This is a genomic window from Musicola keenii, from assembly GCF_014855505.1.
In the GTDB taxonomy this organism is placed as follows: domain Bacteria; phylum Pseudomonadota; class Gammaproteobacteria; order Enterobacterales; family Enterobacteriaceae; genus Musicola; species Musicola paradisiaca.
Window position 1 is genome coordinate 128,375 of the sequence record NZ_JAAWVW010000005.1, and the last position, 18,420, is coordinate 146,794.

Annotated in this window: 16 protein-coding genes; 8 read left to right on the forward strand and 8 right to left on the reverse strand. The window is 57.3% G+C overall.

Annotation, left to right across the window (positions count from 1 at the left end):
* Positions 1 to 173 precede the first annotated feature (173 nt).
* Positions 174 to 1,538, forward strand: coding sequence for a formimidoylglutamate deiminase (locus HEP82_RS07030; RefSeq protein WP_192457434.1), 1,365 nt, complete (start codon positions 174 to 176; stop codon positions 1,536 to 1,538).
* Positions 1,538 to 2,107, forward strand: coding sequence for a HutD/Ves family protein (locus HEP82_RS07035; protein ID WP_192457435.1), 570 nt, complete (start codon positions 1,538 to 1,540; stop codon positions 2,105 to 2,107). The genes HEP82_RS07030 and HEP82_RS07035 overlap by 1 nt, the downstream gene beginning before the upstream one ends.
* A gap of 158 nt (positions 2,108 to 2,265) precedes the next feature.
* Here the strand turns inward: HEP82_RS07035 and hutC are convergent, their stop codons facing one another.
* Complete coding sequence (hutC, locus tag HEP82_RS07040; RefSeq protein WP_192457436.1) at positions 2,266 to 3,021, reverse strand: histidine utilization repressor; 756 nt, start codon at positions 3,019 to 3,021, stop codon at positions 2,266 to 2,268.
* A gap of 305 nt (positions 3,022 to 3,326) precedes the next feature.
* Here hutC and HEP82_RS07045 point away from each other — a divergent pair, with 305 nt between their 5' ends.
* The 6 genes from HEP82_RS07045 (at position 3,327) to hutU (ending at position 10,318) form a co-directional block, all read left to right on the forward strand.
* A complete protein-coding gene (locus tag HEP82_RS07045; RefSeq protein ID WP_192457437.1) occupies positions 3,327 to 4,007 on the forward strand; it encodes an ATP-dependent Clp protease proteolytic subunit in 681 nt (226 codons plus the stop codon).
* A gap of 207 nt (positions 4,008 to 4,214) precedes the next feature.
* A complete protein-coding gene (locus tag HEP82_RS07050; protein WP_192457438.1) occupies positions 4,215 to 5,177 on the forward strand; it encodes an ABC transporter substrate-binding protein in 963 nt (320 codons plus the stop codon).
* A 19-nt stretch (positions 5,178 to 5,196) separates the two neighbouring features.
* On the forward strand, positions 5,197 to 6,045 hold the full coding sequence (locus tag HEP82_RS07055; protein ID WP_192457439.1) for an ABC transporter permease: 849 nt from the start codon (positions 5,197 to 5,199) through the stop codon (positions 6,043 to 6,045).
* Positions 6,042 to 6,827 (forward strand): ABC transporter ATP-binding protein, encoded by a 786-nt coding sequence (locus tag HEP82_RS07060; RefSeq protein WP_015854326.1) that lies wholly within the window; start codon positions 6,042 to 6,044, stop codon positions 6,825 to 6,827. Before HEP82_RS07055 ends, HEP82_RS07060 begins: the two co-directional genes overlap by 4 nt.
* A gap of 238 nt (positions 6,828 to 7,065) precedes the next feature.
* Complete coding sequence (gene hutH / locus HEP82_RS07065; RefSeq protein ID WP_192457440.1) at positions 7,066 to 8,622, forward strand: histidine ammonia-lyase; 1,557 nt, start codon at positions 7,066 to 7,068, stop codon at positions 8,620 to 8,622.
* Positions 8,623 to 8,635: 13 nt separating this feature from the next.
* The gene (gene hutU / locus HEP82_RS07070) at positions 8,636 to 10,318 is read left to right on the forward strand and encodes a urocanate hydratase (protein ID WP_192457441.1); all 1,683 of its coding nucleotides are present in this window, start codon (positions 8,636 to 8,638) and stop codon (positions 10,316 to 10,318) included.
* Positions 10,319 to 10,472: 154 nt separating this feature from the next.
* Here the strand turns inward: hutU and HEP82_RS07075 are convergent, their stop codons facing one another.
* The 7 genes from HEP82_RS07075 to manD all read right to left on the reverse strand — a co-directional run bounded on the left by HEP82_RS07075 (position 10,473) and on the right by manD (position 18,196).
* Positions 10,473 to 10,949, reverse strand: coding sequence for a GNAT family N-acetyltransferase (locus HEP82_RS07075; RefSeq protein ID WP_192457442.1), 477 nt, complete (start codon positions 10,947 to 10,949; stop codon positions 10,473 to 10,475).
* A 99-nt stretch (positions 10,950 to 11,048) separates the two neighbouring features.
* The gene (locus tag HEP82_RS07080) at positions 11,049 to 11,552 is read right to left on the reverse strand and encodes a hypothetical protein (RefSeq protein ID WP_192457443.1); all 504 of its coding nucleotides are present in this window, start codon (positions 11,550 to 11,552) and stop codon (positions 11,049 to 11,051) included.
* 55 nt (positions 11,553 to 11,607) lie between these two features.
* Positions 11,608 to 12,294 carry a GntR family transcriptional regulator gene (locus tag HEP82_RS07085; protein ID WP_192457444.1) on the reverse strand — a complete coding sequence of 229 codons (687 nt, stop codon included), beginning with the start codon at positions 12,292 to 12,294 and terminating at the stop codon, positions 11,608 to 11,610.
* A gap of 158 nt (positions 12,295 to 12,452) precedes the next feature.
* Positions 12,453 to 13,910 (reverse strand): mannitol dehydrogenase family protein, encoded by a 1,458-nt coding sequence (locus HEP82_RS07090; RefSeq protein ID WP_192457445.1) that lies wholly within the window; start codon positions 13,908 to 13,910, stop codon positions 12,453 to 12,455.
* A gap of 63 nt (positions 13,911 to 13,973) precedes the next feature.
* Complete coding sequence (locus HEP82_RS07095; RefSeq protein WP_192457446.1) at positions 13,974 to 15,518, reverse strand: MFS transporter; 1,545 nt, start codon at positions 15,516 to 15,518, stop codon at positions 13,974 to 13,976.
* A gap of 30 nt (positions 15,519 to 15,548) precedes the next feature.
* Entirely contained in the window at positions 15,549 to 16,955 is a 1,407-nt protein-coding gene (gene uxaC / locus HEP82_RS07100) for a glucuronate isomerase (protein WP_192457447.1), read from the reverse strand.
* A gap of 26 nt (positions 16,956 to 16,981) precedes the next feature.
* Positions 16,982 to 18,196 carry a D-mannonate dehydratase ManD gene (gene manD, locus HEP82_RS07105; RefSeq protein ID WP_192457448.1) on the reverse strand — a complete coding sequence of 405 codons (1,215 nt, stop codon included), beginning with the start codon at positions 18,194 to 18,196 and terminating at the stop codon, positions 16,982 to 16,984.
* Positions 18,197 to 18,420: the final 224 nt, after the last annotated feature.

Below are 18,420 nucleotides of genomic sequence, written 5' to 3' on the forward strand. Positions count from 1 at the left end.
GACAAGTTATACGCCCGCCGCGGTTTTCAGCAAGTCGCAATCGAATAGGAGTTTCTTATTTTCCACCCGCATGACGAGTTGCGACGGCGTGTCATGATAAAAAAGCGCTATGTCATTTAGCGCCTACTTTGGTGTATAGGTAAGTATATACAACCTCACGACAGGATTTTCCCATGACTGCTTTCTTTGCTCCTCGCGCCTTATTGCCGCAAGGCATGGCGCGCAATGTCCGGCTGGATGTGGACGCGCAAGGCTATTTGCTGGCGGTAACGCCGAATGCGTCGGTGGAGGGGGCGCAAATGCTGGCCGGTACGGTGCTGCCCGCCATGGTTAACCTGCATTCCCATGCATTTCAGCGGGCGATGGCCGGGCTGGCGGAGGTCGCCGGCCATCCGCAGGACAGCTTCTGGACCTGGCGCGATCTGATGTACCGGTTGGTGGGTAAGTTGACGCCGGAACAGGTCGGCGTCATCGCCACCCGGCTGTATATCGAAATGCTGAAAGGCGGTTACACCCAGGTGGCGGAGTTTCACTACCTGCATCACGATACGCAGGGCAAACCCTACCGCGACCATGACATGCTGCGCCAACTGATGGCGGCGGCGAAGCTGGCGGGCATCGGTCAAACGCTGTTGCCGGTGCTGTACAGCTACAGCGGGTTTGGCGCGCAGGCGCCGACGCCGGGACAACAACGTTTTATTCAGAATGTCGATCGCTACCTGCAACAACTGTCCGCACTGGCGACGCTCACCCGTGATGACGCATTGCTCAATCATGGCGTCTGTTTCCACTCGCTGCGGGCGGTCAGTCAAAACCAGATGGAAGACGTACTGGAAGCCACTGACAGCACGTTGCCGGTACATATCCATATTGCTGAACAGCAGAAAGAGGTGGACGACTGTCTGAGCTGGAGCGGTGAGCGGCCGGTTAACTGGTTGTTGAACCGGTTCGCGGTAGACGGACGCTGGTGCCTGGTGCACGCCACCCATCTTGACGAGCGCGAGCGAACGTTGCTGGCGCAGAGCTTAGCGGTCGCGGGGCTGTGTCCGACCACCGAAGCCAACCTGGGCGACGGCATCTTTCCGTTGGATCGGTATGTGGAGCACGGCGGGCGCTGGGGGATTGGTTCCGACAGCCATGTCTCGGTCAGCGTGCTGGAAGAGCTGCGCTGGCTGGAGTATGGCCAGCGACTGCGTGATCGTCGGCGCAATCGGGTCGTCACGCCGCAGCAGCCTGCGGTCGGTAATGTGCTTTATCAGCAAGCTGCACAGGGTGGCGCACAGGCGTGCCGCGTGCCGGTGGGGGAACTGAGCGTGGGCTGGCGGGCGGACTGGCTGGTACTAAAAGATGACGCCATGCTCGGTGCGGTGCCGGACGACGCGGTATTGAATCGTTGGTTGTTCGCCGGCGAACGTCAGCAGATCCGCGATGTCTGGGTGGCGGGTAGGCAAGTCGTTGCTAAAGGGCGGCATGCGCTGGATGACGACTATGACGCCCGCTTCGTCGCAGTGATGCGTCGCTTGCAGGAGACGGCATAATGAAACGGTTTTCATTGCAGCAACTGCCGGTCAGCCGTTGGAAGAACGGCGGTGGAGAAACCCGAGAGATCTGCCGGATTGCCGCGCCGCAAGGCGAGTTTGTCTGGCGCGCCAGTATCGCGACGTTGTCGCAGGATGGCGCGTTCTCCCTGTTTCCAGGCATTGACCGGGTGATTACGTTGCTGTCCGGCGAGGGCGTGGAGTTGCAGGCGGAGGACTGGCGGCATGCGTTGCGCTGCCATCAACCGTTTCGTTTTACCGGTGAGCAGGCGATTGTCGCCCATTTGTGCGGCGGCGAGAGTTTGGATTTCAACATCATGACCGATCGTCGTTATTGCCGGTCGCAGGTGGAGGTGGTCAGCGCCAGTGCAATGCCACCGGACGATTGCGGCGGCATTGCCTACGTGTTGTCAGGGGATTGGCGATGCGATGGCGCAGTTTATACCCCGGGGGATGGGGCATGGTGGCTATCGCATGGCGCCTGCTGGATGCCGGAAGGTGAGGAGAGCGCGTTATTATTGACGACTATCTATTCAGACCAGCCAATATCTTCCTCACTGCCTAAGTAGCGGTACCCAATGGTGTTTTGCCGCTGTCACCCGTTTATAAAGCCGAAAATGAAGGGATTTACTGTACAAGCGATACAGCGAATGGGTCATCAGGCGCTCAGATACGGCGGCTAATGGCCATGACAGTGGGTGAAGTAGCGGTGTTATGCGTATCTATTCTAGCCGTTGCTGGCAAAGCGCCCGAACAACTGATAGCGCGAGCCGGGGTAGAGCAGACGCGCTGACGTCACCACCCGCGAGCCGTGCCAGGTACGGCGGCGGATCAGCAGGCAGGGTTCATGGTCGCCAAGCGCCAGCACGTCACGCTGGGCGGCTTCGGCGGCGACGGCCTCCACCCGATGTTCGCCGGCGGTCAGCGGCGCCACGCGCGTCAGATAACTGTGCGGCGTTTCGCGCGTGAAGTCTTGCTGCAGATAGTCCGGCGCCAGCGAAGGGTTGACGTAGCGCAGTTCTAACTGCACCGGCACATCGTTTTCGTAATGCACAATCTGCGAGTGAAACAGCGGTTGGCCGGGGGATATTTCCAACTGAGCCGCCTGATCGCCGTCGGCGGTGAGCGATTCCAGCACGATCACTCGGCTACTGTGGCGGTGGCCGCGAGCGGCGATTTCATCGGCGATATTGTGCACCTCCAGCAGGGCGGTATAGGCCTTTTGTTCGGCGACAAAGGTGCCGACGCCCTGCATTCGCACCAGATAGCCTTCGCTGGTCAGTTCCCGCAACGCGCGGTTGATGGTCATGCGGCTTACGCCCAACTCATTCACCAGTTCGCTTTCCGACGGGATACGCTGGTGCGCCTGCCAGGCGCCGCTGCGAATTTGGCTGATGATCGCCTGTTTAACCCGTAGGTAAATCGGTGCGGGCACATCGCTCATGGCGGCGGCGAGTTGGGAGGCGGTTTGCGGTTCTGTCACGGTATCGTTCTCAACATCAATGGATACGTTGCAGTGTAGCCAACAACCGCTGCTCCTGTATAGACAAGCTACCTATGCCATTTACAGCGCACCGACTTTGGCTGGTCAGCGGTAGGGGTGGTGGACTTCGTAAACCAATATATTCCAATGTTTCAATGTGTTAGTGGCTGTGTTTTCCACTGGAAAAACAGCGCCTATGCCCTATGCTGACGACGGCTGCCGGTGATGGCAGCGACCGAGGCGTCCTTTCCGCACGGCACAGTGGTCGGTGCCGGATCGATAATGGCTATGCAGGAGTCCGTATCATGAAAAAAGGGTGGATACTTTTGCTCACGCTTTCCGCGTTTTCCGTCCAGGCCAGTCTTAAGGTCATCAGCACCCCCGGCGTTAAGGCTGAGGAGGTCGACAGCGTCAAAATGTATTTCACCGGCGCGGTTAACCAACACAAAGTCACCGAACTGACCACCGCGCTGGATGAGGCTAACATGCGGTTTAAAAACGCCCAGGCGATTTATCTCTACATCAACAGCAGAGGGGGGGAGATGGACAGCGGGCATTCCGGTTATCTGGCGATCCGCAGCTCTCGTATTCCCGTGACCACGGTCGATTTGTCCGTCGTGGGGTCGGCGGCGACCATGCTGTTTTGCGGTGCGCAGAACCGGGTGATGTTGAAAGACACCTTAATCATGATTCATGCCCCCAAAGTAGGAATCGGGGAAAAAGAGGCGGCGCCGGACATGCTGGATAGCCATCATCAGTGGATGGACAACTACGTCGGGATGTTGAAAAACATCTACCGGGAGTGCACCTCGCTCAGCGATGACGAGCTGCGCCAGCGGCTGTACAGCGAGGATAACCACCTGTTTTTGAATAATCAGGATGCAGAAAAAATCAAAATCAGCACACGCACCGAGGACAAAATTCGTGCGGCGGAAGTGGTTTACTTTATCGATGACGATAACAGCTCGGCTAACAATCCATCCTGAGGCTGGTTGAAAACGGTGCAATGCACCGTTTTGGCTCATGTTTGCGTCACCTGGCGTGCCGGGATACTGCGCCCGGAAGAGGCCGGTATCCAGCCGGGCACGCCTGTTCCGGCGATTATTGGGTATTGATCCAAACTGGCATAGCCATTGCTTGTATAGACAAGATTATACACTTTGAATCATCCCCTTCACGACAGGAGCAGGAACATGAGTACAGCATTACGCCATGCCGGTTGGAAACTTTCCCTGATTGCCGTCTGTTTGTCTGCCGCTACGCTGGCTCAGGCCGAGGAGACGCCGGTGGCGATCGGCATCTCTGGATGGACCGGCTTTGCCCCGCTGACGCTGGCGGACAAGGCGGGTATTTTTCAGAAACACGGCCTGAAGGTGGATTTGAAAATGATTCCGCAGAAAGACCGGCATCTGGCGGTGGCGTCCGGCGCTATTCAGTGCGCCGCCACCACGGTGGAGACCTATGTATCCTGGGCCGCGGCTGGCGTGATGCTCAAACAGATCGTCCAGCTGGATAAATCCTACGGTGCGGACGGCCTGGCGGTGCGCAACGACGTTAACAGCGTGCGCGACCTGAAGGGGAAAACCATCGGCGTGGATGCGCCGGGCACATCACCTTATTTCGCGCTGGCGTGGATCCTGGATAAAAACGGCATGAGCATCAAGGATGTGAAAGTCGCTACTCTGTCGCCGCAAGCCTCGGCGCAGGCCTTCGTCGCCGGTCAGAACGACGCGGCGATGAGCTACGAGCCCTACCTGTCCACCATTCGTCAACAGCCGGACAAAGGTAAAATTATCGCCACCACGCTGGATTATCCGATGGTGATGGATACCTTGGGTTGCACGCCTGATTTCCTGAAACAACATCCGCAGGTGGGAAAAGCGTTGGTGGAAAGCTATTTCGATGCGCTGGACATGATCACATCCCAACCGGACAAATCCTACGAAATCATGGGGGCAGCGGTGAAATCGAGCGGCAAGGAGTTCGCCCAGTCGGCCCAGTATTTGCGTTGGCAGGATCGCGAGCAGAATCGCGTGTTCTTCAGCGGTGAGATCGCCAAATTCAGCGAAGAAGCCGCCAAGCTGTTGCTGGAGGCCAAGGTGATTCGCCAGAAACCGGATCTTTCGGCGCTGTATGACGCCAGTTATGTGAAATAAACCGATGAAGGAAGCGGACATGAACAGCCTTACCCGCACGGACGCGGCGCCCGCCGCCCTGCCGGATGCGCCGCGCCCTTCGCACCATCCGCTGATGGTGCCGCTGCGGCCGGTATCCTACCGCCTGCGTTGGACGCTGGGGGTCGGTTTTTTTGTACTGTTTTTCGGTGTATGGGGCGGTGTGACGCTGGGCGGATGGGTGCCTGTCACCTTCCTGGCCGACCCGTTCACCATGCTGCGCGAAGGCGTGTTGCTGTTTACCGACTACGATTTCATTCAGGATATCGGCATGACGGTGATGCGAGTGGTGGCGGGGTTTCTGCTGGCGGCGTTGATCGGCGTGCCGTTGGGGATCTTGATGGGCGCCTACAAGCTGGTGGAAGCGTTCTTCGAGCCGTTCGTTTCTTTTTGTCGTTACTTGCCTGCGTCCGCCTTTGTGCCGTTGCTGATCCTGTGGGCCGGTATTGGCGAAATGCAGAAGGTTTTGGTGATTTTTATCGGCTCGTTCTTTCAGATCGTGCTGATGGTGGCGGTCAGCGTCGGCACCGCTCGCCGCGATCTGGTGGAGGCCGCTTACACGCTGGGCTGTTCCAGCCGTAGCGTGGTACTGCGGGTGCTTATCCCCGGTTCCGCGCCGGATATCGCTGAACTGCTGCGGCTGGTGCTGGGCTGGGCCTGGACTTATGTGATTGTGGCGGAGTTGATCGGCGCCTCCAGCGGTATCGGCCATATGATCGTCGGCAGCCAGGCGTTGCTGAATACCGGGCAGATTATCTTCGGCATTATCGTGATCGGGGTGATCGGCCTGTTGTCGGACATGTTATTTAAGGCGCTTAACCGCCGGCTGTTTGCCTGGAGCGTGCGATGAAATACAGCAAATTATCGATTCGTCAGGTCGAGCGGGTGTTCACCAGTCCGAAGGGTGAGCGGGTACAGGCGCTGCAACCGATCGACTATCAGGTGAATGAGAACGACTTCATCACTATTCTGGGGCCTTCCGGCTGCGGCAAATCGACGCTGTTGCGTATTATTGCCGGGCTGGATGCGCCGGATCGCGGTGAAGTGTGGCTGGACGGGCGGCTGGTGGACGGCCCCGGTGCCGATCGCGGCATGGTGTTTCAGAGCTATACGCTGTTTCCGTGGCTCACGGTGCGGGAGAACATCTGTTTCGGCCTGCAGGAGCGCGGCATCAGCAAGGCGCAGCAGCAAGCGCGCAGCGATTACTATATCCATCAGGTGGGGTTGCGCGGTTTTGAACATCACTATCCGCGCCAGTTGTCCGGCGGGATGCAGCAGCGCACGGCTATCGCCCGTGCGTTGGCCAATGATCCCAAGGTCTTGTTGATGGATGAACCGTTTGGCGCGCTGGATAACCAGACGCGGGTGATGATGCAGGAGTTGTTACTGTCGGTGTGGGAAGCGTCACGCAAAACGGTACTGTTCGTCACCCATGACATCGATGAAGCCATTTTTATGGCGAACCGGGTAGCGATTTTCAGCGCCAGACCGGGCCGGATCAAAGACGAGGTGGCGGTGGATTTTCCCTGGCCCAGAGACTATACCCTAAAGACCTCGCCGGCGTTTATGGCGCTCAAGGCGCGTATTACTGAAGAAATTCGCAGTGAGACCCTGCAGGCGTTGGCGCATTGACGCTGGGCCGTTCGACGCGGGAATCCGTGCTGGGAGGCGGCAGATCTTCCGCGCGCCCGGTCAGCCTGAATAGGTTTATGGCCGGGGCATGCGTTGGCTTAAGTTCGGCCGGCGGGGAAATGCAGGGCGCGGCGTTTCCGGTTGTGCGTCTCATGACGCTTGCCGGATGCCGCATCGGCGTGTATCACTGACAGGGCCGCATTTTTTTTATTCATACTTGTATATACAGGATTAGATTATGTCGCACATCCCAAGTTATTGCCTGACGCCCGGCGCAGTGGATCTCGCCACGCTGCGCGCCATTTACCACGGCAATGTGACGCTGACGCTGGCGGAGCCGGCGCGCGCCGCGATTGAGGCCGCGCAGGAGACGGTGCAAAACATCGTGGCGCAAGGCCGGGTGGTCTACGGCATCAATACCGGTTTCGGCAAGCTGGCGCAAACGCGCATTCCGGTGGATCGGCTGGCGGAACTGCAACGCAATCTGGTGTTATCGCATAGCGTGGGCGTCGGCGAACTGTTGCCGGACGATGTGCTGCGTTTGGTGATGGCGACCAAGGTGGTCAGTTTGGCGCGCGGACACTCCGGGGTACGGATGCGGGTGATTGACACGCTGCTGGCGCTGTTCAACGCCGGCGTGATGCCCTGCGTACCTGAAAAGGGCTCGGTGGGCGCGTCCGGCGATCTGGCGCCGCTGGCGCATTTGTCGCTGATGCTGCTGGGAGAAGGCCAGGTACGGGTTAATGGCACGCTGATCCCGGCGCGGGACGGGCTGGCGCTGGCCGGTGTCGAGCCGTTAGTGCTGGGGCCGAAAGAGGGGCTGGCGCTGCTTAACGGTACGCAGGTTTCCACCTCGCTGGCGCTGCGCGGGTTGTTCGACGCGGAAAATGTGTTTGCCGCCGGTCTGGTGGCGGGCGCGTTGTCGCTGGAAGCCATCAAAGGGTCGGTCAAGCCGTTTGACGCCCGTATCCATCAGGCGCGCGGCCAGGCTGGGCAGATCGCCGTGGCGGCCGCCATCAGCGAGCTGTTGGCAGACAGCGAAATATTGCAGTCGCATGTGAACTGCGGCCGGGTGCAGGATCCCTATTCCATCCGTTGCGTGCCGCAGGTGATGGGCGCCTGCCTCGACAACCTTAACCACGCCGCACGCATTTTGCAGATCGAGGCGAATGCCGCTTCCGATAACCCGCTGGTTTTCCCGGAAACGGAAGAGGTGATTTCCGGCGGTAACTTCCACGCCGAACCGGTGGCGTTCGCGGCGGATATCATCGCGCTGGCCGTCGCGGAAATCGGCGCTATTTCCGAGCGCCGCATGGCGCTGCTGCTGGACAGCGCGCTGTCCGGCCTGCCGCCGTTTCTGGTTAACGACGGCGGCGTCAACTCCGGGTTTATGATTGCACAGGTCACTGCCGCCGCGCTGGCGTCGGAGAACAAATCGCTGGCTCACCCCGGCAGCGTGGACAGCCTGCCGACGTCCGCTAATCAGGAAGATCATGTGTCAATGGCGACCTACGCCGCTCGCCGTCTCGGTAGCATGTGCTTCAACACCGCCACCGTCGTGGGCATCGAAGCGATGGCCGCCGCGCAGGGCATCGATTTTCACCGGCCGCTGAAGAGCTCGCCGCTGCTGGAGCAGGAATTACTGCAACTGCGGGAGCGGGTGGCGTTTCTTGATAGTGATCGCCTGATGGCGACGGATATTGAACGGATGCGTCAGTGGGCCGTCAGCGGCCGTTGGCCGACGCCTATCTTCACCTTGTTACCCAGTTATGCCGCCGTAGCGGCGCACGCCTGATAAGGAATTTGCCATGACAACTCAACCCACCGCTTTGGCCCGCGTGGTGCGGGCCCCGCAGGGAACCGAACTGCATTGTGAAAACTGGCTGATTGAAGCCGCCTACCGCATGATCCAGAACAACCTGGATCCGGATGTGGCGGAGCGGCCGGAAGATCTGGTGGTGTACGGCGGCATCGGCAAAGCCGCCCGCAACTGGCCGTGCTTTGACGCTATTCTTGCCAGCTTGCGTGCGTTGAAGGCGGACGAAACCCTGCTGGTGCAGTCCGGTAAACCGGTGGGAGTGTTCCGTACCCATGCGGATGCGCCGCGTGTGCTGATCGCTAACTCCAATTTGGTGCCGCACTGGGCCACCTGGGAACACTTTCACGAGCTGGATAAGGCCGGGCTGATGATGTACGGCCAGATGACCGCCGGTTCCTGGATTTACATCGGCGCGCAGGGCATCGTGCAGGGCACCTATGAAACCTTCGCCGAAGCCGGTCGCCAGCACTATAACGGCGATTTGAGCGGCAAATGGATCCTCACCGCCGGTCTTGGCGGTATGGGCGGCGCCCAGCCGCTGGCCGGGGTGCTGGCCGGCGCCAGCGTGCTGGCGGTGGAGTGTCAAGAATCCCGTATTGATTTCCGGCTGCGTACCCGTTATCTGGATTACAAGACCGACAGTATCGATGAGGCGCTGGCGATGATGGCCGACGCCTGCGCGCAGAAAAAAGCCATTTCCGTTGGCCTGCTGGGTAACGCCGCCGAAGTGCTGCCGGAGCTGGTGAAACGCGCCAACGCCGGGGGGCTGAGGCCGGATATCGTCACCGACCAGACCTCGGCGCACGACCCGCTCAACGGCTATCTGCCGATAGGCTGGAGCGTGGCGCGCTGGCAGCAGGAGCGCGTCGATAATCCCGATGCGGTGGTGAGCGCCGCCTGCGCATCCATGGCGGTGCATGTTCAGGCGATGCTGGATTTTTGCCATATGGGTATCCCCACCGTGGATTACGGCAACAATATCCGCCAGCGCGCTTTCGATGCGGGTGTTGAAAATGCCTTTGATTTCCCAGGCTTTGTCCCGGCGTATATCCGCCCGCTGTTCTGCGAAGGCAAAGGGCCGTTCCGCTGGGTGGCGCTGTCCGGCGACCCGGAGGATATCTACAAGACCGACGCCAAACTGAAGGAACTGTTCCCGGATAATCACCACCTGCACCGCTGGCTGGATATGGCGCGGGAGCGCATTGCCTTTCAGGGCCTGCCGTCGCGCATTTGCTGGCTGGGGCTGGGCGAGCGGCATCTGGCCGGGTTGGCGTTTAACGAAATGGTGCGTAACGGCGAGTTGAAAGCGCCGATCGTGATTGGCCGCGACCATCTTGACTGCGGTTCGGTCGCCTCGCCCAACCGGGAAACGGAAGCGATGAAAGATGGCTCCGATGCTGTTTCCGACTGGCCGTTGCTCAATGCGCTGTTGAATACGGCGGGCGGCGCGACCTGGGTCAGCCTGCATCACGGCGGCGGCGTCGGGATGGGATTTTCCCAGCATGCCGGGGTGGTGATCGTCTGCGACGGCAGCGAGCAGGCGGATGTCCGGCTGGCGCGGGTACTGTGGAACGATCCGGCCACTGGCGTGATGCGTCATGCCGATGCCGGCTACGACACCGCCAAGTCCTGTGCGGCGGCGCATCAGTTGAATCTGCCGATGGTGAAGTGAGTCATTGACGGGCAGCGGCGCAGCTGCCCGGTTAACGCCGCGCCGGTGAAAGACCGGCCGGCGTGACGGGCCGTGAAATCGCCGCCGTACCGCTTTTCGCCACATTCCCCCTGGACATGCTTCCGTACCTTGCCGGATACGTCGCCAGTCTCAGTTATTCGGCCGTCTTCAGGCTTTTTTTGTAAATCAGGCTGGGTATCCCGCCGATATTTTTTCGGGCATCGAGCATAAATCCGTTTTTTTCATACAGGCGCTGGGCGGCGGTTTGTTTTTCACCGGTGTCCAACATCAGGGTTTCAACACCGTGAATGCCGCGGACAAACTCAAACAGGGTGTCCAGAATGGCCTGGGCGATGCCTTCCCGGCGGGCATCCGCCGCGACCCGCATTCTTTTAATCTCGTAAACGGTGGCGGAGTGGCGGCGAATCGCGCCCATCCCGACGATGCGCTGTTCCGGCGTGACGGCAACCAGAAAGCGCGCGCTGTCGCGGGGGTAGTGTTCCGCGAGGTGGTAGAGGTCGGCGTCCAGCGACGTATCCGGCGATAACGATCCGCTTTCTCGCAGCCCGGCGAAATGCAGGCCGATGATCGAGTCAGTATCGGCGGGTACAGCGTCTCTGATAATGAACATAGGTTATCTCCGAGCGGGGGCTCTTCGAGGGGCAGAGCGGGGATGCGATAAGAAACGTCGGCCTTCCCGGTTTCAGATGGCGGGGAGACCGACGGGGTTTTAGCCGAGATTCAGGTTGCAGGCGTTGACGAAGGCGGCGACGGACGCCGGGGCGTTGGCGGCACCGGTGGAGAAGGTGGTTTTCTTCTCGCCGGCTTTAATACCGACGAGGATTTTGGTCTTGGCCGTTTTGGCTTGTTTCAGCACGGCGACGATTTTTTGTTTATCGGTGGTTTTGCCCTGTACGTATTCGTCATTGCGTTTTTGGTAGACGATCGGCAGGGTGACGACCTCACCCTCGTCGATCTTGATCAACAGATCGGCCGCCATATTGGCTTTGGCTTCTCGGAAGGTTCCCTTTTCGACATAGGCGAACGATAAGTCGTTTTTGTTGCATTCGAACATGAGGCCGTGCTGGGTCGATTTGTCGTCGGTTAATACCGCCATGGCGGCTTTTTTGCCGCCGGTGAAGACGTCGTCTTCCACTTTGGTTTGCCAGGCGGCCAGCGTGGTGGCGGGCAGCAGCGCTGCCGACAGGAACATTGCGCTAATGAGTTTTTTCATGTTCTACCTTGTATTTCCTACGGTTGTTTCAGGCGGTATGCGAGACCTTCAGCGGTCAGGCATGTTCAAACCAGTCCCGATTCTGCTCGGCGATGGGGGTAATGGAGTGAATCATTTCCTGCAGGTGTATGTTCATGGCCTGTTCCACCGCGTTCGGGTCGCGGGCTTTTAGCGCGTTGAAAATCACGTAATGTTGCTGGATGAGGCTAGCCGGCGGCGATACCTGGCTCAGGCTCAGGAAACGCACTCTGTCCATGGTGGCCTTGATGGACTCGATAGTTTCCCAGGCCAGCGGGCAGCGGGCGATGTGCGTCAGTAATTGGTGGAAATCGTCGTCCAGGCTGAGAAATTCCCGGATCTGCTCGTTCTGAGCCGCCAACTCCTGCCGCCGTAGGTTGTGCTCCAGCACCAGCAGTTGCTCGTCCGTTATGTATTCCGCCGCACGGCGGACAATCGCGCACTCCAACGCCTGACGGATAAAACGGGCATCGGCGACGCGCTGTTCGGAGATTTTCATGACGAAGGTGCCGCGTTGCGGCAGTATTTGCACCAGCCCAGCTTCCGCCAGCTTGATAAAGGCTTCACGCACCGGTTGGCGGGAGACGGAAAAACGTGTCGATATTTCCTTTTCAGACAAGAGTTTGCCCGGTGGGATCGTGCATTCCACAATATCCTTGCGCAATACGCGGTAGATCTGCTGGTTGACAGGCTCGCTGCTGTTGATTTGAGAGTAGTTATCCATGCATCCATTGTGTATTTAAGCCGTTTGTCATCATGATACATGGTTAACCTGCGCCTTATCCATAAGGCGCGTGATTTTCCCGCTCGGTGAAAGTGAGGCTCACTGTGAAGGGCGCGCGCCGCAGACAGCGGCGCGGATCGGCGGTGGTGCCTGCTACGCTATAGCGCCAACGAGCGCAGTGTGGCTTGAACGCCGTGATTGACCAGCGACAGATAGTAACGGGTGACGGTCTGAACAAAGCGGCTGTCGTCGGGGAGATCGCGGCCGAAAATGGCGTCCAGCGTCAGTAGCGCCCGGACGCGATCTGCGCCTTGCTCGCTGTGGTGGACGGTTTGCGCCAGCGTCTCTTTCAGCGGATCGCTGATCTCGATCGGCTTGCCTAGCTCATCAATGCCGTTGATATAACGCATCCAGCCCGCGACGCCCAGCGCCAGCATCTCGAATTGGCTTCCATGCGCCAGATGCCAGCGGATGGAGTCCAGCATGCGCTGTGGCAGTTTCTGTGAACCATCCATGGCGATTTGCCAGGTGCGGTGTTTCAACGCGGTATTGCGATAGCGTTGTAGCAGTGCGTCGGCATAGGTGGCCAGATCAACCCCTTGTGTGCGTAAGGTTGGGGCTTGCTCTTGCAGCATCAAATGATGGGCTGCCTTCACCAGTGCTTCATCCTGCATACAGTCGCTGATATGCGCATAACCAGCCAGATAACCCAGGTAGGCGAGAAACGAGTGACTGCCGTTCAGCATACGCAGCTTCATCTCTTCATAGGGCAGTACATCCTGTACCAACTCGGCACCGGCTTTCTCCCAGGCTGGGCGCCCGTTAACAAAGTTATCTTCGATGACCCACTGGAAGAAGGGCTCGCAGGCGACGCCTGCCGGGTCATCAACCCCCAGCATGGTAGTGATTTGTGCCCGTGTTTCTGCCGTGACCGCCGGTACAATGCGGTCCACCATGGTTGACGGAAACGTCACATGCTGTGCTATCCAGTCTGCTAGAGCGGGATCTTGCTCCTGCGCTAACTGGGTGATGACGTTGCGTGTCACATGGCCGTTTTCCGGCATGTTATCGCATGACATGACACTGAACGGCGGCAAGCCGTGTTCTTTGCGACGTTTGATGGCAGCCAGTATCACGCCCGGCAGGGAGCGTGGCTGTTGCGGGTGTTGAAGATCATGCGCGATCAAGGGGTGTTCGGTGTTTAACTGCCCGGTAGCGGGATGATGGCAGTAGCCTTTTTCCGTCACGGTGATCGACACAATGGCTATCTCGGGTGCGCTGAGCGCCGCCAGGATGCTTTCAATGCCGTCCAATTCGGCGTGCAATGCCTTTTTCGCCACACCGATGAGGCGGCTGCTCCAGTTATCGCCCGCCATTTCCGACACCGACCACAACAGATCCTGCTGGCGGATATCGTTGATCTGTTGCTCTCCGCCAATCAGGTTAATTTCGCAATAGCCCCAATCACTGCCGAATTGTGCGGCCAGTTTATCTGCGCACACCGCCTGGTGAGCGCGATGGAAGGCACCAAAGCCAATATGGGCGATACGTGCCACCAGTTTGCTACGGTCATACTCAGGCTTTACCGCGTTTGCCTGTAACAGTGGAATGGTCATGACTTTTTTCCTAACGTGAATGCTTGCCGGTGGTTTTTGACCACCGGCGTGACTGCTGAAATGTTATTCACCGACGTGGGTGATGGTTCGCGCCCGGTTGAGGGTGGGGGATTCGCTGTGTTGCCACAGGGTGTCGTAGGCATGACCGGTCAAGTCCTCCACGATACGACGTGTCTCTGGTGTGACATCCTGCTTCCTGCCGTTCGCCTTCAGGCGTTCGACTTCATCGATAAGGACTTTGTGCGTTTGCTTATTGAGGTGGAAGGTTAGAGCCTGCCACAGCGCAATCAGCAATAATCCGGCGGTACCGATAAACATCAGCCCGGCGATGGTGTTAATCGCTTCCTGCGGTTGCACCTGACTGCCTTTTACAAAGCCCCCTGACTGCAACAGCAAACCGACGACAAAGGTGGCGATGGCAACCGTGGTTTTACGTGAGAAGGTCATGACCGCCGCGAACAGCCCTTCACGGCGCTGACGTGTGACCATCTCATCGATATCCGGAATAAACGGGAAGACATTCCAGGGGGTAAATTCCAGTACGCAACGGCCAACCTGATAGACACCCGCCAGCGCCACCAGTGCCACCGCCTTGTTATCCATCGGCACGCGGTAAACATAAAAGAAACCGGCGAGACACACCATCATCACCGTGTAGGCGAAGACGTACAAACGTGATGGACCGTATTTGATCATGGCAAGCCCTGCCAGCAACGTCACCGGTAATCCGACAATGCTCATGGAGAGGAGACTCCCGGCGAATGACGAAGAAACGTTCAGGCAGTAGACGCAGAAGAACACGAACACGGTGTTATAGACGTCTTTGGCGGTAAACGAGAACAGGTAAATCGCCAGGTGTTTTCTAAAGGCCCGTACACGCAGGGTAGAAGCATAATCTTTCAGCAGTCCACCGAGCATCCGCAATTTTTCCCATACGGTGCCAGGGTGCCGTTTCGCTTCCAGTTCCGCCAGCATGTCGGGGGTGAGTTCACGTTCCCAGGTCACTTTCCATGAGATAAACACGCACAGCATAAAGGTTACGGCGAACATCACGCCATTAACCAGATACGCGTTGGCATCGTGCTCACCATAGTGCTTAATCAGCAAACCAGGGATAAAGGTGGCAAGGAATGTCCCCAGTGCAGATAAAAACATACGGCAGGTAGAGAGCTTGGTACGTGAGTTAAATCCTTTGGTCATTTCCGATGGTAGTGTTTCCCACGGGATGAGCACCATCGCGGCGATAATTTCGAATGCCAAATACACCGACAAATAAAACCAATAATTCATGCCGTTTATCCATAACAGGGAATAAACCAGCATCAGCGGTGCGCCAATTAATAAAAAGAATCGGCGGCGGCCAAATTTTTTACCAAAATAATTCTTATAAAAATGATCGGTAAAGCTGCCCATAAATAAACTGACAATCGCATCGACAATACGAGCGATGGCGACAATAGAGGCCGCCTCTACGGGGGTTAACCCCACGAAGGTGGTGTAGAAAAATAGTAACCAGGCTCCGATGACGGTAAAGGCCCCGCCACCCATAATATCTGTCAGGCCATAACCAATACTGACGGGTATCGTGACTTTCTTGGTACCAGACATAATTTATCCTCATTGAAATGAGAGTAATAATCAGAATTTAAAATAGTGTAGGGCGTTATCGTGGCAAATATTTCTTACCATGCGTTGGAGAATGAGCGTGTCGGCAGGATAGTCTCCATTTTCAATCCACTGCCCGATTAATCCACAAAGAATGCGTCGGAAATAATCATGCCGGGGATAAGAAACAAAACTGCGTGAGTCAGTCAGCATACCGACGAAATTCATTAACAACCCCTGGTCTGCCAGAGTGTTAAGTTGGTTTTGCATACCACGGCGGGTATCGTTAAACCACCAGCCAGAACCGAACTGTAGCGGTGATTTAATGCCGCCTTCGCCAGATTGGAAATTGGCAATCGTCGAGGCCACAATATCGTTGTACGTTGCATAGAGATTATAGAGAATGGTTTTCGGTAAGTGATTCTCCCTGGTCATAGCATTGAGAAAGGCATTCAGATTGCTGGCTAATTGATTCTGATCGGCAATGGAATCAAACCCACTGTTAATGCCCACGTTTTCAAGCATTCGCTGGTTGTTATTACGAATGGCACCGAAATGAATTTGCATGGCCCAATCATATTTTTTATAAAGCCTGGAGAGCGTCATTAATAATACACTCTGCCAGGTGATGTCTTCTGCGGGGGATAATGCCTTGTTCTGTGTTTTTTTCAGGAATACCGTATCGGCTTCAGCAGGCGTGAATTCGCTAAACGTGAATGCTCCCAATCCGTGATCGGAAATACGACAGCCGACATCATGGAAATATTTCACACGCGCTTCCAGCGCACGCTCAAAATCCGCCAGTTGGGTAATTTTTTCACCCGTTAATTCCGACAGGCGTGTCAGTGCAGTAAAAAATACCTGATGTTGCTGGGAAAAAAACTCATCTGGACGGAACGTTGGCAATACGCGAGGCGTGAAGGTGTCGTCCTGTTTTAATAACTGGTGGTAGTGCAAGTCGTCCAGCGGCGAGTCGGTGGTGCAGATAACCTCCACCCGTGAGCGCGTCATCAGCGCGTGTGGCGTGAAAGCCTCGTCGCGGAGCTGGCGATTACAGGCCTCCATGATTTCACGCCAGTTACGGCTGCTGAGCGGTTCATCAATGCCAAAGTACTGTTTAAGCTCCAGATGCGTCCAGTGATACAGCGGGTTGCCGAACGCCGCTTCCACAGTTTCTGCCCAGGCCTGAAATTTTTCTTCTGCCGTGGCATCGCCAGTGATTTTAGCTTCGGGGACGCCGTTGGCGCGCATCGCGCGCCATTTGTAGTGATCGCCTGCCAGCCAGAGCTCGGTCATGTTGCTGAACGGGCGGTTGTGGTAAATATCCCTGGCGTCCAGGTGACAGTGATAATCAATGATGGGTAAGTCACGCGCTACCTGTTGGTAGAGCGCTATCCCCGTTGGGTTGCCTATCATGAAGTTGTCGTTAATTAAGCTCATGGCTTTCTCTCCACCCTGTCGTTGGTTTACCAGTTCCACAACGTGCCGTCTTCCAGACGGGCTATCGGCAGATTGGCGGGTTCGAAGGGATATTTGGCCGCCAGTTTTTCGTCAAATTCGATGCCGAGGCCGGGCTTATCGCCGGGGTGCATATAACCTCCGTCGAACGTCCAGCTGTGCGGGAACACTTCCAGCATCTGTTCCGAGTAGCCCATGTATTCCTGAATGCCGAAATTGGGTACCCAAAGATCGAAATGCAACGCCGCCGCCATACAGATGGGCGAAAGGTCGGATGGGCCGTGCGAGCCGGTACGAACCTGATACAGCGAGGCGAAATCGGCGATGCGCCGCATCCCGGTAATGCCGCCGGCGTGAGTGATGGTGGTACGGATGTAGTCGATCAGCTGTTCTTCAATCAGTTGTTTGCAATCCCAAATGCTGTTGAACACTTCGCCGACGGCGATCGGGGTCACGGTGTGCTGGCGAATCAGGCGGAAGCAGGCCTGATTTTCGGCCGGTGTCGGGTCTTCCATCCAGAAGAGCCGGTAAGGCTCCACGCTTTTGCCGAAGCGCGCCGCTTCGATGGGGGTCAGACGGTGGTGCATGTCGTGCAGCAGGTGTTCATCGAACCCGAATTTGTTGCGTACCGCCTCAAACAAATTGGGTACGAAGTCGAGGTATTTTTCCGTCGACCAAATCTGTTCTTCCGGCCAGTTGCCCTTGGTGGCGGGTTCATAGGCCAAGCCTTTACCCTTCGCCATGCCGTAGGTGGTTTTCATGCCGGGAACGCCGCACTGCACGCGGATGGCTTTAAACCCCATCTCGCGGTGTCTGGCGTAGTCATCCAGCACTTCGTCGATGGAGTGGCCGGTGGTGTGGCAATAGACCATCACGCCGGCGCGGGAGGCGCCGCCCAGCAATTGGTACAAGGGCATGTTCGCCATCTTGCCTTTGATATCCCACAGTGCCATGTCGACGGCGGAGATGGCGGACATTGTCACCGGGCCGCGACGCCAGTAGGCGCCTTTGTAGAAATATTGCCAGATATCCTCAATTTGCCGGGCATCCCGCCCGATTAACTGCGGGCAAATATGATCCTTCAGATAGGACGCCACAGACAGCTCGCGGCCGTTAAGGGTGGCGTCGCCAATGCCGCTGATGCCGTCGGCGGTAGTGATTTTCAGGGTGACGAAGTTGCGTCCCGGGCAGGTGACAAAGACCTCTGCACTGACAATTTTCACGTTACTGATTCCTTTTGGATGCTCTTGATGCAACTACCATACAAGTCTGACTATTTGGATACTATGCGTTGCTTCACATTTATCATTCCAGCGCGATAAAAAGATCCTGATGCTATGATGGTGGCCGACGAGAAGCTGCGGTTGGCGGTGGGATAACTCTTTCTTATACATAAGGTTATAACAATACGTGACGCGCTGATGTCGAACGGTTAGGCTCAGCGGAC

Coding starts and splice junctions, on each gene's coding strand:
- HEP82_RS07030 (WP_192457434.1), top strand. CDS start 174: ATGACTGCTTTCTTTGCTCCTCGCGCCTTATTGCCGCAAGGCATGGCG.
- HEP82_RS07035 (WP_192457435.1), top strand. CDS start 1,538: ATGAAACGGTTTTCATTGCAGCAACTGCCGGTCAGCCGTTGGAAGAAC.
- HEP82_RS07045 (WP_192457437.1), top strand. CDS start 3,327: ATGAAAAAAGGGTGGATACTTTTGCTCACGCTTTCCGCGTTTTCCGTC.
- HEP82_RS07050 (WP_192457438.1), top strand. CDS start 4,215: ATGAGTACAGCATTACGCCATGCCGGTTGGAAACTTTCCCTGATTGCC.
- HEP82_RS07055 (WP_192457439.1), top strand. CDS start 5,197: ATGAACAGCCTTACCCGCACGGACGCGGCGCCCGCCGCCCTGCCGGAT.
- HEP82_RS07060 (WP_015854326.1), top strand. CDS start 6,042: ATGAAATACAGCAAATTATCGATTCGTCAGGTCGAGCGGGTGTTCACC.
- hutH (WP_192457440.1), top strand. CDS start 7,066: ATGTCGCACATCCCAAGTTATTGCCTGACGCCCGGCGCAGTGGATCTC.
- hutU (WP_192457441.1), top strand. CDS start 8,636: ATGACAACTCAACCCACCGCTTTGGCCCGCGTGGTGCGGGCCCCGCAG.
- HEP82_RS07075 (WP_192457442.1), bottom strand. CDS start 10,949: ATGTTCATTATCAGAGACGCTGTACCCGCCGATACTGACTCGATCATC.
- HEP82_RS07080 (WP_192457443.1), bottom strand. CDS start 11,552: ATGAAAAAACTCATTAGCGCAATGTTCCTGTCGGCAGCGCTGCTGCCC.
- HEP82_RS07085 (WP_192457444.1), bottom strand. CDS start 12,294: ATGGATAACTACTCTCAAATCAACAGCAGCGAGCCTGTCAACCAGCAG.
- HEP82_RS07090 (WP_192457445.1), bottom strand. CDS start 13,910: ATGACCATTCCACTGTTACAGGCAAACGCGGTAAAGCCTGAGTATGAC.
- HEP82_RS07095 (WP_192457446.1), bottom strand. CDS start 15,518: ATGTCTGGTACCAAGAAAGTCACGATACCCGTCAGTATTGGTTATGGC.
- uxaC (WP_192457447.1), bottom strand. CDS start 16,955: ATGAGCTTAATTAACGACAACTTCATGATAGGCAACCCAACGGGGATA.